This is a genomic window from Allosaccharopolyspora coralli, from assembly GCF_009664835.1.
Classification (GTDB): domain Bacteria; phylum Actinomycetota; class Actinomycetes; order Mycobacteriales; family Pseudonocardiaceae; genus Allosaccharopolyspora; species Allosaccharopolyspora coralli.
Map to the genome: position 1 here is coordinate 2,429,716 of NZ_CP045929.1, position 15,352 is coordinate 2,445,067.

Sequence of the window (15,352 nt, forward strand, 5' to 3'; positions counted from 1 at the left end):
CTGGCATGTGCCCGCGAACTGGGCGACGGCCCTGGACCACCCACCCCAGTTCCCAGGTGTTTTCTGACGTCGTGGTGGCCACCCGTCGCCAGGGTCGTCCGCTCCGAATACCCGGTATGAACGACACGCCCGCAGGTCCAGTGCTCCGGCGCAGTGTGGCCGGTCTGATCGGGCTGCTCGCGGCGGCATTCGCGCTGGCCGTCGGCCACCTTGTCGCAGCCTTGATCCAGCCGAACTCCTCGCCGTATCTCGCCGTCGGCAACACCGCGATCGACTTCACGCCCGAACCCGTCAAGGCGTTCGCCATCCGCACCTTCGGCGAGTCCGACAAGGTCGCGCTGCTGGTCGGCATGGCGGTCGTCATCGCGCTCGTCGCCGTGCTCGCCGGACTCCTCTCCCGGCGCAGCCCACGACCCGGAACCGTCGTCATCGGCTTGTTCGGTGTCATCGGCGTGGCCGCCGCCCTCTGGCGTCCCGATCTCGGCGTGCTCGGCGTGCTGCCGTCCGCCGTCGCCGCGTTCGCCGGTGCAGGGGCCTTCTCCTGGCTGCACTCCGTGGCATTGCGCGCCACCGCCGCACCGAACGGCGCCGACTCCGGCCCGGACGCCGGGGAGGACTCCACTCACCAGGGGCGGCGACGGGTCCTCGTCTCCACGGCGGCCGTAGCCGCCGGAGCGGGAGTCGCCGGGCTCGGTGGCCAGCTCCTCTCCCGGCAGGGTGGCGTCGAGGCGTCCCGGCAGGCACTGGCACCGCCGCGCAACGCGCGTCCCGCCCCGAAGATCCCGCAGGGCGCGGATTTCGCCCGTGTCGGCACCCCGACCTTCATCACGCCCAACGCGGACTTCTACCGCATCGACACGGCGTTGAGTGTTCCGCAGATCCGTCCCGAGGACTGGCAGTTGCGGGTGCACGGGATGGTCGACCGCGAACTCACGCTCGGCTACGAGGACCTCAAGGCTCGCAACGTCGTCGAACGCACCATCACCATGACGTGTGTGTCCAACGAAGTCGGTGGCCCCTACATCTCCACCGCGAACTTCGTCGGCGTGCCGATCCGCGACGTTCTGGCCGAGGCGGGTGTCCGCGCGGGCGCCGAGCAGGTGTTCAGCACCAGCGAGGACGGCTACACGGCAGGCACGCCTGTCGAGGTGCTCACCGACCCGAACCGGGACGCGCTGCTGGCCATCGGGATGAACGACGAACCCTTGCCCGCACAGCACGGGTTTCCCGTACGAATGGTCGTGCCCGGTCTCTACGGGTTCGTCTCGGCGACGAAGTGGGTCGTGGATCTCGAGCTGACGACTTTCGACAAGCAGACCTACTGGGAGGAACGCGGCTGGGCGGAGCGTGCGCCGATCAAGACCCAGTCGCGGATCGACAGTCCGGGCGGATTCGATCAGCTTCCCGCAGGGCGCACCACCGTCGCGGGAATCGCATGGGCCCAGCACACCGGCATCGACCGCGTCGAGGTCCGTGCCGACGGTGGGCCCTGGCAGCAGGCGCAACTGTCCACTGAGGTCAATACGGACACGTGGCGGATGTGGCGGGTCGAACTCGACCTCGCTCCGGGCGGGCACACGCTGGAATGCCGTGCCACGGACCGCAGCGGCTACACCCAGACACCGGAGCGTGTCGGTGTGATTCCCGACGGAGCCACCGGCTGGCACTCCGTGTTCGTGACCGCGACCTGAGTCTCAGAGCGCTTTTCGGAACTGGGGTCGGTGGCCCGGTACCGCCGCCCCAGTTCGCGCCTCGCGGCGTTGGGGTCCTCTTGAGTACCACGCGTACGCGGCGAGAACCCCTGCCTTGCGAGGCACGAACTCCGAACGCCGGAGCCCCTCACTGTGCAGCGGCTGGGCACGTATGAGGCGTGCCCTGGGGGCACCAAGGACAGTTCCCCAATGCACTCTGAGTCGCCAATTCCGGCCTCATCTCCCAAAACTTCGCATTTCCGACCAATCACCCAAATGATCGTCACCGAATATCCGGTGTCTGCACGGCAATGCAAGCGAGAGGAACACCGATGAGGACCTATCGACGTCGCGTCACCGCCATCGCCTCGGCGGCGACGCTCGGGCTGCTGCTGTCCGCGTGCGGCGGCGCCCAGGAGGACGCTGCGCCGGCCCAGGAAGACGCGGCCGCCCAGGAGCAGGCGCCCGCCTCCGAGCAGCAGAACGAGCAGCAGGCTCCACCCGAGCAGGGCGACATGGCCCCCGGTGGCGGCGTCACCACGGCCGAGGACGTCTACGGCCCTGGCTGCGCTCAGGTCCCCACGGACGGTGAGGGCTCGGTGCAAGGCATGATCGACGACCCGGTGGGCACCGCCGCGGGCAACAACCCGCTGCTGACGAAGCTCACCGCGGCGGTCGGCGCGGCCGGTCTCGGCGACACGTTGAACCAGACCGACGCCGAGTACACCGTTTTCGCACCTGCCGACCCCGCGTTCGACGAGCTCCCGCCGGAACAGCTCGACGCACTGCTCAACGACCCGGCCCAGCAGCAACAACTCTCCGACGTTCTCACCTACCACGTCGTGCCGAAGCGGATGACCGCCGAGGAAGTCGCCCAGGCCGGCAGCCTCGAGACCGTCCAGGGTGGACAGCTGATGGCCGAGGGCGAAGGCGAGGCAATGACCGTCAACGGCGCGAACGTGCTGTGCGGCAACGTGCCGACCGCCAACGCCACGGTTTTCGTCATCGACCAGGTGCTGATGCCGGAAATGTGAGCGAACACCGCGGTGCACCCACTCGTGCATCGGGCTCCCGGACAGCGGGGCGGGGCGTATGACGTCCCGCCCCGCTTCCTTGTCGCACGAGGATCACGGGCGTGTCCGGCACAGATCGGGTTTCCGCCTTGGACTCACCAGCGGGTCCTCATCTCGCGGCCGGCGAGACAGGGTCGACGTGGCGAAGGTCGCGACCTGAGATCGGCCGCCTCTGGTAGCGGGTGGCGTCGAGGACGAGGATGGTGGGTGTGTCGGGATTGCCGTGCCCCGACCGGGAGCCTGAGGATGCCGTTCGACACCGACACGAGCCGGACCGCAGAACAGAACCGCGACCCGGCGTTGAGTGAGGCCTACCGGCGCTGCCGGGACCTGCATGCCGCTCACGGCAAGACCTACTATCTCGCCAGTAAACTCCTCACGCCCGCACAGCGTCCCGGGATCCACGCCCTGTACGGCTTCGCGCGGTGGGTCGACGACATCGTCGACGACCTCGACCCTCGACGCAGCACGGGTTCCAGGGCCGCCGAGATCGACGCGCTGGAGCGTGTGTTGCTCACCGGCCTGCGTGCGGGCCTGGTGCGTCATCCAGTGCTGAGTGCCGTCGTCGACACGGCGCGCCGGTACGACCTGAAAGAGCGCCTGTTCCGGGCGTTCCTCGCCTCCATGCGGATGGACCTGCACACCACGGATTACCCGACGCGTGCCGAGCTGGAGTCCTACGTGCACGGTTCGGCCGAGGTCATCGGCCTGCAGGTGTTACCGGTGCTCGGCACGTCGGTTCCCGACGAGGAAGCGGCCCCGTACGCAGCAGCGCTCGGCCGAGCCTTCCAGCTGACCAACTTCCTCCGCGACGTGGGCGAGGACCTGCAACGCGGCCGGGTGTACTTTCCCTCCGACGAACTCGCCGCGTTCGACGTCGACCGCGAGCGTCTGCTCTGGTGCCACCGGCGCGGCGCACCCGATCGCGCGGTGCGACGGGCACTCGCCGACCAAACCGCCCGCATTCGCGCCGTGTACCGCGCGGCCGAGCCCGGAGTGGCGTTGCTCGCCCCGGTCTCGCGACCCTGTGTGCACACGGCACTGATCCTGTACGGCGAGATCGTCGACCGCGTGGTGGAGTCGGGCTACGACGTCTTCCGGCGCCGCGTCTCGGTCCCGACGGCGCGTCGGTCCGAAGTGGCCTTGCGGGGCGCGACTTCGGCCGCCACAGCACGGGCACGTGCGCGCCTACGCGGGTGACCGCTCCTGCACCGGTGTGACCATGCACCCGTGTGACAGTGTCCCGACGAGAAACCGGGAAGGAACCCGATGCCGCACGATCGCACGCGCGTGCTCACCGAATTCGACGCCACCGCCCGCGCATACGACCGTTTGACCAGTGTCAATCCCGGTTACCACCGTCATCTCGCGCTCTCGGCACGCCGGCTCGGTCTGCCGGACGGCGGACGCGGGCTCCGGCTGCTCGACGCCGGGTGCGGCACCGGCGCCTCCACCCGCGCGCTGCTCGAGGTCGCGCCCGCCGCGGAGATCGTCGCCTTCGACGCCTCGGCCGAGATGCTCGCCCGCGCCCGGCGTAAGTCGTGGCCGTCGACGGTCCGGTTCGTGCAGTGCTCGTTCGATGAGCTCGACAGTGCCGAGGGTCACTGTCCGGTCGAGGGTGACTTCGACGGCGTCTTGGCCGCCTACCTCGTGCGCAACCTCGACGACGTGGACGAGGCGCTCGGGACGCTGCGGTCCCGCCTCCGGCCGGGCGCTCCCCTGGTCGTGCACGAATACTCGCTGCAGAACCGGTGGGCGCGGACGGTGTGGACGATCGTGTGTGCGGCCGTGATCGTCCCCGCCGCCACGATCGCGACCCGACGCCCGGAGCTGTTCCGGTACCTGCGGCGCAGCGTCCTCGACTTCGACCCCCCGAGCACGCTGCGAAGCCGCCTGCGCCACGCGGGGTTCAAGCAGGTCCGATCGGAATCGGTTCGCGGCTGGCAACATGGCATCGTGCACAGCTTCTTCGGCCGTCGCGCGTGACGCTGTGGCCGTGAGGTTCGGCCAGCGCGACGTCGGGTGACCGTGGAGGTGCCGTGATCGTGGGATTCCGGTGAGCGCGGCCCGCGGCGTGACCGCACGCCCGGGACGGGACCGTCGCGCCGTGCTGCACCGCGCGCGGCCGGGGCATCTGAGCACCGACCATCTGCCGCGTCGTCCGCACGTGGCGGTCGTCGGCGCGGGCATCGCGGGACTCTCCGCGGCGACCGGGCTGGCCGAACGTGGCGTGCGAGTGACGTTGCTCGAGCGCGAGAGCCAGGTCGGCGGCCGGCTCGCCGGGTGGGACACGACGCTGCGCGACGGCTCGACCGTGTCCATGAACCGCGGGTTCCACGCGTTCTTCCGGCAGTACTACACGCTGCGCGACCTACTCCGGCGTGGCGATCCCGAGCTCACCGCGCTGGACCCGCTCGGTGACTACCCGCTCCAACACCGTGACGGCCACCGGGACACGTTCGCGGGCCTGCCGCGCACACCCCCATGGAACGCCTTCGCGTTCGCTGCGCGCAGCCCCACCTTCGGATCCGGGGACGTCGCGCGGCTCGACCATCGCGCCGCGCTGCCGCTCGCGCAGGTGAGCGTTCCGGAGATCTATCACCGGCTGGACGCTGTCGACGCCCGCGAGTTCCTGGACGGGATCCGTTTTCCCGACGCGGCGAAGCGCCTCGCCTTCTCCGTGTTCTCCCGCAGCTTCTTCGCCGCACCACAGGATCTGTCAGCGGCCGAGCTGGCGACGATGTTCCACCTGTACTTCGTCGGTTCCAGCGAAGGACTCCTGTTCGACGTCCCCCGGGAGAGCTTTCCTGTCTCACTGTGGCAGCCGTTGCTCGACCACCTTGCGCTGCACGACGTCGAGTTGCGGACCGGCAGCGCCGTGATGGCCGTGCAGCGCCATCAGCGCCGATTCACGGTGCACTGCACCGATCACCGGCTCGACGTCGACGGGGTGGTGCTGGCATGCGAGGTCGACGGGCTCCGTCAGATCGTCCGCCACTCCCCCGTTCTCGGCGACACCGGGTGGCGCTCACGGGTCGAGGCGCTGCCGAAGGCACCGGAGTTCCTCGTCGCACGGTGGTGGCTCGATCGGCCGGTCCGGCCCGACCGTGCGCCCTTCCTCGCGACCGGCGGCTACCCGCTCGTCGACAACGTCAGCGTCCTGGACCGGTTCGACGGCGGCGCGGCGCGCTGGTCCGCACGCACCGGCGGCTCCGTTGTGGAAGCACACGCCTATGCCCTGGACCCGAGCGAAGACCGCGACACACTCGTCGCTCGCCTGTTCCAGGACGTCCGGCGTGTCTATCCCGAAGTCGCCGAGTCCTCGATCGTGGACCAGCGGCACGTGCTCGCCTCGGACTGTCCCCTTTTCCCGCCCGGAGGTTTCGCCGGTCGTCCGTCGGTGCGCACGCCGGTACCGGGGCTCGCGCTCGCCGGCGACCACGTGCGCATCGACCTGCCCGTCGCACTCATGGAACGTGCCGCCGCGACCGGCATGCACGCCGCCACCACGGTGCTCGGACGGTGGGGTATCCAGGGCCACGACCTGTGGACCGTGCCGGTGAGCGGTCGATTCCCGATCCTGCGTTCTCAGCGGTGGCGCAACGAGTACCGGCGTTCGGCGTAGGCGAGATCGTCTCGCCACAACCGCCGCGCGGCCCAGCGCATCACCGGCCGCACCGCCGGAGCCACGGCGGTCGAGGCACGGAATCCCGGACGGTCCGAGTGCGCCACGGTCGCCTCGATCACCGCGGTCAGGGCTCGCCCGTGCCGATCCCGGCCGAGCGGGGTGGCGTGGGTTTCCACCACGCTGCCCGCACCTTCGCCGTCGAGGATGTGCATCGCGACCGTCCGCGGCTCCGGGGCGGTGAATCGCGCGCGCACCGGGACACCGACACTTCCGGCGAGCCGGAACGTGACGTCCACGTCGAAGTGATCGTCGTCCTCGCTCGCCACCACCGACGGCGCGTCGGCCACTCGCAGGTTCATGAACGAATACGGGTGGAACCACGAGCCGTGCCACGGGTCGAGCCGGTTGGCCACCACGTCCTGCGGCTCGCACCGGCCGGGCATGCTCGCCACGGCCGCGATGCTCTCGTCCAACGGTGGTCGCGGGGGCAGCACCGGTCGTTGTCGGGGTGACTCCCCACCCACGCGATCGAGCCGGACCCACGCCAGCACCCCGTCGTCGTGCGCGGGGAAGGGCGCCCAGCGGCCGCGGGTCGTCTCGTCCAAGCGCATCCCGTGCCACCGGCACACGAGCTGCCCGCACTGCACCCTGGCCTGCGCGAGCGGCGCTCCGAGGTGCGGACACGCGCCGGGCCCGACTCGCAGAACGCCCTCACTGTTGCGCCAGGCGACCAGTTCGACCCCGGCGACGGTGCGGCCGAACGGCCGCTCGCGGGGGATCTCGCTGCTGGCGGCCAGGACGAACCAGTTCCCGGACGGCCGCGCCGTGGCACGGCGCAGCGCCGCGTCGATGAGGTCCGGTGAGGCTTCCCGCCAGGTGCCGGGCTGGTCGGCCCATCGCGGTCGGCGGACACGACGCACCGGCAGGCCGCGTCGGAGGGGTCGCCCTGCGGGGGACTCCGAACTCCGCACCAAGACCTCCCTGACGATGCTGATATTGGCCAGGCGAGCATACCGTCCCAGCGTGAGTCTTTTTGGTTGCTATGACCACCAAAAAGGCTCACGCGCTCTTCTCGCGCTCAGTCGAGGTCGACGATGGCGTGCGCGGCCACCCGCGTGCAGGAACCGAGGTCCTCGGCAGCGGCGGCGGCCTGGTCGAGCGCGACGTGCGACGCGCTCGGGACCGGTCCGGGACGGGCGTACTCGACGGCCAGGGCGTCCAGCAACCGGGCGAGTCGGTGGCTCGCCGAGGTCAGAGCCAGCAGCGCGTCCCGGGCGGCCTCGAGCTCCTCGGTCTCGGGGTGCCGGCTCCGCTGCGGCTCCAGCGCCTCGACACTGCGTGCCTCCTGGGCGATGATCTCGGCGGCTCCGGTGATGTGCTGCCACGCGGACGCGACGCGTGTGCCGTCCATGTGCTCCCCAATCCCCTCCGACCGCCTCTGCTCGTGCGGCATCGCGGGCTGCCGGACGCAGCCCTCACCAGAAGAGAGGGGCCGACGGCGCCGAGTCTTACGGCGCTGCCCGGGACCGGAAAGCCCCGGGCAGCGCCGACGGCCTACTGCACGTCGGCATCGGGAGGCGGCACACCCGGAGTCCGCTGCTGTTCCACCGCGGCGACGCCGGGTATCGACTCGAGCGAGCGCACGGAGGCGCGCGCGACCGTGCCGGTCACCGTTCCCAGGTCGTGCTGGACACGCTCGGTGACGAACCCGGCCGAGGCCAGCTGCTCGACGACGTCCGTCTCGGCGCCGAGGTGGTCGTCGTCGAGCACCACGACGACCGCGACGTCGTCGGTCACGGCGCGAACACCATTCCCCCACCGACATCCGTGGAGGGCAGTGGCATCCGGTGGGACGACTGTGCGAGCCGCGCCCAGAGTCCCCACGCCCGCGCCTGGTGACGTTCGGCGACCAGCGCGGCCACACCGGCGACGTGCGGCGTCGCCATGCTGGTGCCGCTGAGGGTCCGGTGGCCGCCGCCCGGCCAGCTGGAGTGCACGTCGACACCGGGGGCGGCGAGGTCGACCTGCCCGATCCGGTCGACGGTGCCGCTGGAGAAGTCGGCGACGCCGCCGGACTCGTCGACCGCAGCGATCGCCATGATCGACGGGCAGTTCGCCGGGTGCCCGACCGGGGCGATGCTGCCCGCATCGCGGCTGCTCTCGTTCCCCGCCGCCGCCACGATCAGCGTGCCGCGCGCCATCGCACGGGCCGCGACCCGCTCGAATGCTTGCGAGAACGGCTGGCCGGGCTGGGTCGCCGCGCCCAGCGACATCGACACGACCGGGCACTGCTGGGTGATCGCCCACTGGATCCCTTCCAGGATGCCGCTGTCGGTTCCGGAGCCCTCGTTGCCGAGGACCTTCCCCGCGTAGATCGCCGCGCCCGTCGCGACGCCGTACCCGGGGCCGCCTGCGGCCGGGTCTCTGGGCCCACACGCGGTGCCGATGCAGTGCGTGCCGTGGCCGTGTCCGTCCTGGGCGTCCTCACCGTCGACGAAGGAGGCCGTGACCACCTCGCGGCCGGCGAAGTCCGGGTGGCCCGCGTCGAAGCCGGTGTCCAGTACCGCCACGCGGACACCTGTTCCTGTCGCGTCACTCTGGTCGGCGCCCACGGCCCGCAGTCCCCAGGTGAGTTGCCCGGCGCCAGGATCGGGCGCCGGTTCGGCGGCGAGGGCGTACACCGTGCGGTCGGGCTCGAAGGCCGCGATCGGCCCGCCCGCGAGCGCCACGTCGGTGAGGCTGCGGGCCTGGTCCGGGCCGGCGTTGATCATCGCGAGCCCGAGTTCGTGCAGCACGACGCCGTCGGACGACGCGAACATCTCGGCGACCGAGGCACCGCCCGCGTCGCGCGTGCTGGCCGCGCGGATCCCGGTGAGTCTGGTGAGTTCGTCGATTCCGTCCTGCTCGGCGTCGTCGTCGAAGAGCACGAGGTAGCGTCCGATGTCCTGGCCGGGTCCGGTCATGATGGCTGTCCCCCTCGATCGCGCGCCATCTCGGCGCTATGGTGTGAACACCTCAGGTGTAACGTCCGTCACACTCGGGGAACAAGCGACCGCGCGGGTGGTGATCGCGAATCACCCGGAGTGCGCAACACGCTCGCGCGGGAGCGCACGAGGACGGGCGACCCCGTCGAGACGGGAGGGGCAGCCATGGCGGCACCGCAGAACACCATCGTCGTCGGCGTCGACGGTTCGCCCTCGTCGCGATCCGCGCTCTCGTGGGCACTCGGTCAGGCCTCGTTGACCGGAGCCTCCGTGACCGCGGTGATCGCCTGGGAGTTCCCGGCGTTCTACAGCTGGGAAGGCGGCACGATGCCGCCCGAGGAGTTCGAGGACGCCGCGCACGAGAACCTGCACCGCGCCGTCGACGAGACCGTCACCGACGAGCACCGCCACATCACCGTGCACCGCGAGGTACGACACGGGCACGCCGCACAGGTGATGCTGGAAGCGTGCAAGGGTGCGGAACTGCTGGTGCTCGGCAGCCGGGGCCACGGCGGTTTCGTCGGCGCCCTGCTCGGCTCGGTGAGTCACAAGTGCGTTCACCACGCGGGCTGCCCGGTGGTCATCCTCCGGGGCTGACTCCCGGACGCCACCGCTCGTGCCGGGTTGTGCTCGCTCCCTCGCGGACCAGTTCCAATCGTGGCCGGGTCTCGTCCGTACGGCCGGTCCGTGGTGGTCGGCTGCCCGCCTGGAACGGCTCCGGCCAGCGCACACCACGCCCGTGGTGGTCCTGGTCGGCGGCGGCGTGCAGTGTCCACTGCGGATCGTGCAGATGCGGGCGCCCGAGCGCGCACAGGTCCGCGCGACCGGCCAGCAGGATCGAGTTCACGTCGTCGTAGGAAGAGATCGCCCCGACCGCGACCGTCGCGATCCCGACCTCGTTGCGGATCCGGTCCGCGAACGGGGTCTGGTAGCTGCGGCCGAACGCGGGATGCTCGTCGGCCACCACCTGTCCGGTGGAGACGTCGAGCGCGTCCGCGCCGTGCGCGGCGAAGGCCGCCGCGATGTGCACGGCGTCGTCGCCGGTGATGCCCCCGTCGGCCCAGTCGGTTGCCGAGACCCGCACCGTCATCGGCTTGTGCTCTGGCCACACCTCGCGCACCGCGTCGAAGACCTCCAGCGGGAACCGCAACCGGTTCTCCGGAGAGCCTCCGTAGGCGTCGTCACGCCGGTTCGTCAACGGTGAGAGAAAGCTCGACAGCAGGTAGCCGTGCGCGCAGTGCAGTTCCAGGAGGTCGAATCCCGCCGCTTCGGCGCGACCCGCCGCGGTGACGAACTGTTCCCGGATCGCCGTGAGGTCACGTCGAGTCACTTCCCGGGGCACCTGATTCACCCCGACCCGGTACGGCACCGGCGACGGGGCGACCACCGGCCAGTTCCCGTCCTCCAGCGGCTGGTCGATCCCTTCCCACATGAGTTTCGTCGAGCCCTTGCGCCCCGCGTGGCCCAGTTGCACGCCGATCTTCGCATCCGACCAGGCGTGGACGAAGTCGGTCACGCGCCGCCACGCGTCGGCCTGACCACCGGTGTAGAGACCGGCACAGCCCGGCGTGATCCGCGCGTCCTCTGCGACGCAGACCATCTCGGTCATCACCAGTCCGGCACCGCCGAGCGCCTTGCCGCCGAGGTGCACGAGGTGAAAGTCGCCGGGTACGCCGTCCTCGGAGGAGTACATGTCCATCGCGGAGACCACGACCCGGTTGACCAGCTCGGTCTCCCGCAGGCGGAATCCCGTGAACATCGGAGGCACCGGCGCCGGTCCGCTGTCCCGCGCGTCTTCCCCGGGTAGCGGGCTGACTCCCCGCCGATGCTCGTGCTCGGCGAACCGTTCGTCCACCCACGCCGAGAACTCCGGGTCCCGCATCCGGAGATTGTCGTGGGTGACCCTCCTGCTGCGGGTGAGGAGGTTGAACGCGAACTGCCACGGTTCCTGGTCGACGTACCGGCCGAGATCCTCGAACCATTCGAGGCTGGCCTGTGCGGCGCGCTGGGTGCTCGCGACCACCGGGCCACGTTCGTCCTCGTAAGATGCCAGCGCTCGTGGCACGTCAGGCTGCTCGTGCAAGCACGCTGCGAGCGCGAGGGCGTCCTCCATCGCCAGCTTCGTCCCCGAACCCACGGAGAAGTGCGCGGTGTGCGCGGCGTCGCCGAGCAGCACGACGTTGCCATGGGTCCAATGCTCGTTGCGAACCGCGGTGAAGTTGATCCACCGCGAATTGTTCGGCAGGAGGTCGTGCCCGCGGAGGATGTCCGCGAACAGATCCTGGCAGACCGCGATGCTCTTGAGGTCGCTCTCGCCCGGTCGCGTCGCCGACTCGGCGAGCGTGTCGAAACCCGCGGCGCACCAGACGTCCTCGTGCATCTCGACGATGAACGTGCTGTACCGATCGTTGTACGGATAGCCGTGGATCTGCATCACTCCGTACGGCGTGGGCACGACGTAGAACTTGAACGCGTCGAAGACCAGGTCGGTACCCAGCCACATGAACTTGCACCGACGCACGTCGAGCTCCGGCGCGAAGTGCTCGGCGAACGCTCGACGGATCCCGCTGTTGACCCCGTCAGCGGCCACCACCAGGTCGTGGTCCGCCGACAACGTCGTGACGTCGGGCGCCTCGTGTCCGAAGTGGACTTCGACGCCGAGTTCGGCACAGCGTCGCTGCAGGATCCGCAACAGCCGTCGACGGTCCATGGCGGCGAACCCGTGACCGCCAGAGGTCACGACCTCGCCGCGGTAGTGGACGTCGATGTCGTCCCATCGCGCGAACTCGGCCGACATCGCCCGATGGATCTGCTCGTCGGCGTGTTCGATGCCGCCGAGGGTCTCGTCGGAAAACACCACACCGAAACCGAAGGTGTCGTCGGCGGCGTTGCGTTCCCACACGGTGATCTCGTGGCGGGGGTCGAGCTGCCGCATCAGTGCGGCGAAGTACAACCCGCCCGGCCCCCCACCGACGCATGCGATGCGCATCCGGTTCCTTCCTCTCCGGCGACGACTGGGTGCCGGCGCGTGTGCTCAGCCCTGGTCGCGGAGCTTGAACCGCTGCACCTTGCCCGTCGGGGTACGCGGGAGAGCAGCGATGAACTCCACGACGCGCGGCGCCTTGTAGGGGGCGATGCGGCTCCGGACGAATTCCTGCAGCTCCGCTTCGGTCTCGCCGGTCACCGGGACCGTGTCGTCCAGCACCACGAAGGCTTTGACCGCCTGTCCGCGGACGGGATCCGGTACGCCGACGACCGCCGTCTCGGCGACGCCCGGCCAGTGCAGAACCGCCTCTTCGACCTCGGCGGCGGCGATGTTGTAGCCGGCCGAGACGATCAGGTCGTCGGCGCGGGAGCGGAACCAGAAGTAGCCGTCGCCGTCGCGAACGTAGGTGTCGCCGGTCAGGTTCCACCCGTTCCGCACGTAGTCGCGCTGGCGTTCGTCGGCGAGGTACCTGCATCCGACGGGACCACGCACCGCGAGCAACCCCGGTTCGCCGTCCGGCACGGCCGCACCGGTGACGTCCACGATCGACGCCGTGAAGCCGGGAACCGGTACGCCGGTGGCTCCGGGACGGACGTACTCGTCGGCGGCGGAGATGAAGATGTGCAACATCTCGGTCGCGCCGATCCCGTCGATCAGCCCGATGCCCGTCGCCCGATGCCATGCCCGCCAGGTGTCCGGGTCCAGGTGCTCACCGGCGGAGACGCATCGCCGTAGCGACGAGATGTCGGCGTGGTCGAGCGCGCCGAGCAGCCCGCGATACGCGGTGGGGGCGGTGAACAGCACGCTGACCCGATGCTCGCGGATCGCGCCCAGCAACGCGTCTCCGGTCGCCTTCTCCAGCAGGACACTCGCGGCACCCACACGCATCGGGAACACCACGAGCGCCCCGAGCCCGAACGTGAAAGCCAACGGCGGGCTGCCCGCGAACACGTCGTCCGGACCCGGCCGCAACACGTGCCGGGAGAACGTGTCCGCGATGGCGAGCACGTCGCGATGGAAGTGCATGCATCCCTTCGGGCGTCCGGTTGTCCCGGACGTGAAGGCGATGAGGCTCACGTCGTCGGCTGCCGTCTCCACCGCCGGGAATCCGGTTTCCTTCGCCGCAGAGCGGGTTTCGAGGTCGCCCGCCGCACCGCCGTAGGTCACGGTGCGCAGACCCTCGACCTCGGCGGCGTTGAGATCCTCGACGAACCGCGCGTCGCACACCGCGTGCGACACTCGTGCCAGCTCGGCGACGGTCGCGAGTTCTCCGCTGCGCAGAGCCGGAAGCACGGTCACCACGACGCCGCCCGCTTTCAGGATCGCCAGCCAGCACACCACGAGGTACGGCGAGTTCGGCCCGCGCAACAGCACCCGATTCCCCGGCACCACACCGAAGTCCTCGACGAGCACCCGGGCCACCCGGTCGACCTCGTCCTGCACCTCGCCGTACGTCCAGGATCCGCCCGTTCCGACGAGGCAGCGTCGCTGTCTGCCGAGACGTTCGACCGTGTGGTCCAGCAACTCCACCGCACAGTTCACCTTCTGCGGGTACCTCAGCTCCGGCAGCGTCGCCGTCAACTCCGGCCACTGATCCACCGGCGGCAGGTTGTCCCGCGCGAAGGTGTCCACGTACGCCGACGGCGACAGGTCCATGTCTCAACCTCCTGCGTCCCGCACTCGGCGGAGTGTCACGCCACTCCGGCCGCGGTGCTCCGGTGTCCTCTCGTGCGGTACAGCTCCTTCGCGATGATCGAGCGCTGGACCTCGGTCGCACCCTCGTAGATCCGTGGCGCGCGGACTTCGCGGTACAGGTGTTCGAGCAGGTGCCCACGCTGCAGCGCCCGCGCACCGTGGATCTGGATCGCCGAGTCGACGGCGAACTGGGCGGTCTCGGTCGCCAGCATTTTCGCCATCGCCGACCGGGCCGCGATGTCCGGCTCGCCGTCGTCGTAAGCGTGAGCGGCGGAGTACACGAGCAGCCGAGCCGCCTCGATCCGCGTGGCCATCTCCGCGAGCGGATGCGAGACGGCCTGCATGTCCTTGAGTGGTGCGCCGAACGCGTGGCGGCCGCACGCGTGTTCGACCGCCACATCGAGAGCCGCTCGGGCCATGCCCACGGCGAATGCCCCGACACTCGGGCGGAAGAGGTCCAGTGTGCGCATGGCGACCCGGAAGCCGTGCTCCTGCTCGCCGAGCAGCTCGTCCCGGCGGACGGGCACACCATCGAACGTCAGCCGGCCGATCGGGTGCGGCGAGACCATGTCGAGGTGTTCACCGCCGAGTCCGGGCCGGTCGGCTGGGACCACGAACGCGCTCACCCCACGTGCGCCGGGCGCATCGGAGGTGCGCGCGAACACGGAGTAGAAGTCGGCCTCCGGCGCGTTCGAGATCCACAGCTTTTCCCCCGACAGCCGCCACCCGTCACCGTCGGCCTCCGCGGCGAGCCGCACGTTGGCCGCATCCGACCCTGCGTCCGGTTCGGTCAGCGCGAACCCCGCGACCGCCTCCCCCGTCGCGACCGCAGGGACCCATCGGTCCCGTTGCTCGCGGGAGCCCGCTTGCAGAACCGGGTACGTGCCGAGCCCCTGCAGCGCCAGCGCCGTCTCGGCTTCGGTGCTCACCCGGGCGAGGGATTCGCGGAGCAGACAGAGTTCGACGGAGGACGTTTCGACCGAAGCTGGCCTGCCGGTCACCCGAGGGGGCTCGACGCCGGGGAACAGTCGCGCGAGATAGCCGAGATCGCCGAGAGCCTTCACCAGATCCCGGTTGACCTGGCCGTCCGTCCCGGCCTGCACGAGCGGCAACAGGACCTGAGTGGCACGTTCGCGCACCTCGGCGGCGAACGTCTGCTGCTCGGCTTCGGACGTGCGACCCATCCGGTTCCCTCCCGGGCTGCTGCCTACTCGACTCACTGTAGCGCTTCCGTGACGGGCGCAACAGAAGCAATACGCGCTGCAGAACTCCGCGTCCCGCGACCGACCCGCCAC

The 15,352-nt window shown here is 70.3% G+C and carries 13 protein-coding genes; 6 read left to right on the forward strand and 7 right to left on the reverse strand.

Translation table 11 applies throughout. The features are described 5' to 3' along the window. Window positions 1–116: 116 nt before the first annotated feature. From GIY23_RS11565 to GIY23_RS11585, 5 genes are all read left to right on the forward strand, one after another. Window positions 117–1,691, forward strand: coding sequence for a molybdopterin-dependent oxidoreductase (locus GIY23_RS11565; RefSeq protein WP_154076659.1), 1,575 nt, complete (start codon window positions 117–119; stop codon window positions 1,689–1,691). A 332-nt stretch (window positions 1,692–2,023) separates the two neighbouring features. Beyond that, complete coding sequence (locus GIY23_RS11570) at window positions 2,024–2,725, forward strand: fasciclin domain-containing protein (protein ID WP_154076660.1); 702 nt, start codon at window positions 2,024–2,026, stop codon at window positions 2,723–2,725. Window positions 2,726–3,010: 285 nt separating this feature from the next. Then, a complete protein-coding gene (locus GIY23_RS11575; protein WP_154076661.1) occupies window positions 3,011–3,964 on the forward strand; it encodes a phytoene/squalene synthase family protein in 954 nt (317 codons plus the stop codon). A 69-nt stretch (window positions 3,965–4,033) separates the two neighbouring features. Next, window positions 4,034–4,750, forward strand: a complete 717-nt coding sequence (locus tag GIY23_RS11580) for a class I SAM-dependent methyltransferase (protein WP_154076662.1) — start codon at window positions 4,034–4,036, stop codon at window positions 4,748–4,750. Between the two features lie 70 nt (window positions 4,751–4,820). Then, window positions 4,821–6,389, forward strand: coding sequence for an FAD-dependent oxidoreductase (locus GIY23_RS11585; RefSeq protein WP_154076663.1), 1,569 nt, complete (start codon window positions 4,821–4,823; stop codon window positions 6,387–6,389). Here GIY23_RS11585 and GIY23_RS11590 read toward each other — a convergent pair. From GIY23_RS11590 to GIY23_RS11605, 4 genes are all read right to left on the reverse strand, one after another. Continuing rightward, on the reverse strand, window positions 6,353–7,363 hold the full coding sequence (locus tag GIY23_RS11590; protein ID WP_154076664.1) for a DUF5914 domain-containing protein: 1,011 nt from the start codon (window positions 7,361–7,363) through the stop codon (window positions 6,353–6,355). The genes GIY23_RS11585 and GIY23_RS11590 overlap by 37 nt on opposite strands. A 107-nt stretch (window positions 7,364–7,470) precedes the next feature. Continuing rightward, on the reverse strand, window positions 7,471–7,803 hold the full coding sequence (locus tag GIY23_RS11595) for a hypothetical protein (protein WP_154076665.1): 333 nt from the start codon (window positions 7,801–7,803) through the stop codon (window positions 7,471–7,473). A 143-nt stretch (window positions 7,804–7,946) separates the two neighbouring features. Continuing rightward, window positions 7,947–8,189, reverse strand: a complete 243-nt coding sequence (locus tag GIY23_RS11600) for a ketohydroxyglutarate aldolase (protein ID WP_154076666.1) — start codon at window positions 8,187–8,189, stop codon at window positions 7,947–7,949. After that, window positions 8,186–9,355 (reverse strand): S8 family peptidase, encoded by a 1,170-nt coding sequence (locus tag GIY23_RS11605; protein WP_154076667.1) that lies wholly within the window; start codon window positions 9,353–9,355, stop codon window positions 8,186–8,188. The genes GIY23_RS11600 and GIY23_RS11605 overlap by 4 nt, the downstream gene beginning before the upstream one ends. A 186-nt stretch (window positions 9,356–9,541) precedes the next feature. On the opposite strand from GIY23_RS11605, the gene GIY23_RS11610 reads away from it, so the two are divergent. After that, window positions 9,542–9,973: a universal stress protein gene (locus GIY23_RS11610; protein WP_154076668.1), complete on the forward strand. Its 432-nt coding sequence runs from the start codon at window positions 9,542–9,544 to the stop codon at window positions 9,971–9,973. Here the strand turns inward: GIY23_RS11610 and GIY23_RS11615 are convergent. From GIY23_RS11615 to GIY23_RS11625, 3 genes are read right to left on the reverse strand one after another with little or no spacing between them, the layout of a single operon-like run. After that, window positions 9,957–12,365, reverse strand: a complete 2,409-nt coding sequence (locus GIY23_RS11615) for a bifunctional salicylyl-CoA 5-hydroxylase/oxidoreductase (RefSeq protein ID WP_154076669.1) — start codon at window positions 12,363–12,365, stop codon at window positions 9,957–9,959. The genes GIY23_RS11610 and GIY23_RS11615 overlap by 17 nt on opposite strands. A 45-nt stretch (window positions 12,366–12,410) precedes the next feature. Continuing rightward, window positions 12,411–14,018 (reverse strand): AMP-binding protein, encoded by a 1,608-nt coding sequence (locus tag GIY23_RS11620; protein WP_154076670.1) that lies wholly within the window; start codon window positions 14,016–14,018, stop codon window positions 12,411–12,413. A gap of 35 nt (window positions 14,019–14,053) precedes the next feature. After that, the gene (locus GIY23_RS11625) at window positions 14,054–15,241 is read right to left on the reverse strand and encodes an acyl-CoA dehydrogenase family protein (RefSeq protein ID WP_154076671.1); all 1,188 of its coding nucleotides are present in this window, start codon (window positions 15,239–15,241) and stop codon (window positions 14,054–14,056) included. Between the last annotated feature and the right edge of the window lie 111 nt (window positions 15,242–15,352).

Bases quoted from the DNA above. Each gene is read 5' to 3' on its own strand.
- GIY23_RS11605 (WP_154076667.1), bottom strand. From the start codon at position 9,355: ATGACCGGACCCGGCCAGGACATCGGACGCTACCTCGTGCTCTTCGAC.
- GIY23_RS11570 (WP_154076660.1), top strand. From the start codon at position 2,024: ATGAGGACCTATCGACGTCGCGTCACCGCCATCGCCTCGGCGGCGACG.
- GIY23_RS11610 (WP_154076668.1), top strand. From the start codon at position 9,542: ATGGCGGCACCGCAGAACACCATCGTCGTCGGCGTCGACGGTTCGCCC.
- GIY23_RS11580 (WP_154076662.1), top strand. From the start codon at position 4,034: ATGCCGCACGATCGCACGCGCGTGCTCACCGAATTCGACGCCACCGCC.
- GIY23_RS11625 (WP_154076671.1), bottom strand. From the start codon at position 15,241: ATGGGTCGCACGTCCGAAGCCGAGCAGCAGACGTTCGCCGCCGAGGTG.
- GIY23_RS11615 (WP_154076669.1), bottom strand. From the start codon at position 12,365: ATGCGCATCGCATGCGTCGGTGGGGGGCCGGGCGGGTTGTACTTCGCC.
- GIY23_RS11595 (WP_154076665.1), bottom strand. From the start codon at position 7,803: ATGGACGGCACACGCGTCGCGTCCGCGTGGCAGCACATCACCGGAGCC.
- GIY23_RS11620 (WP_154076670.1), bottom strand. From the start codon at position 14,018: ATGGACCTGTCGCCGTCGGCGTACGTGGACACCTTCGCGCGGGACAAC.
- GIY23_RS11575 (WP_154076661.1), top strand. From the start codon at position 3,011: ATGCCGTTCGACACCGACACGAGCCGGACCGCAGAACAGAACCGCGAC.
- GIY23_RS11565 (WP_154076659.1), top strand. From the start codon at position 117: ATGAACGACACGCCCGCAGGTCCAGTGCTCCGGCGCAGTGTGGCCGGT.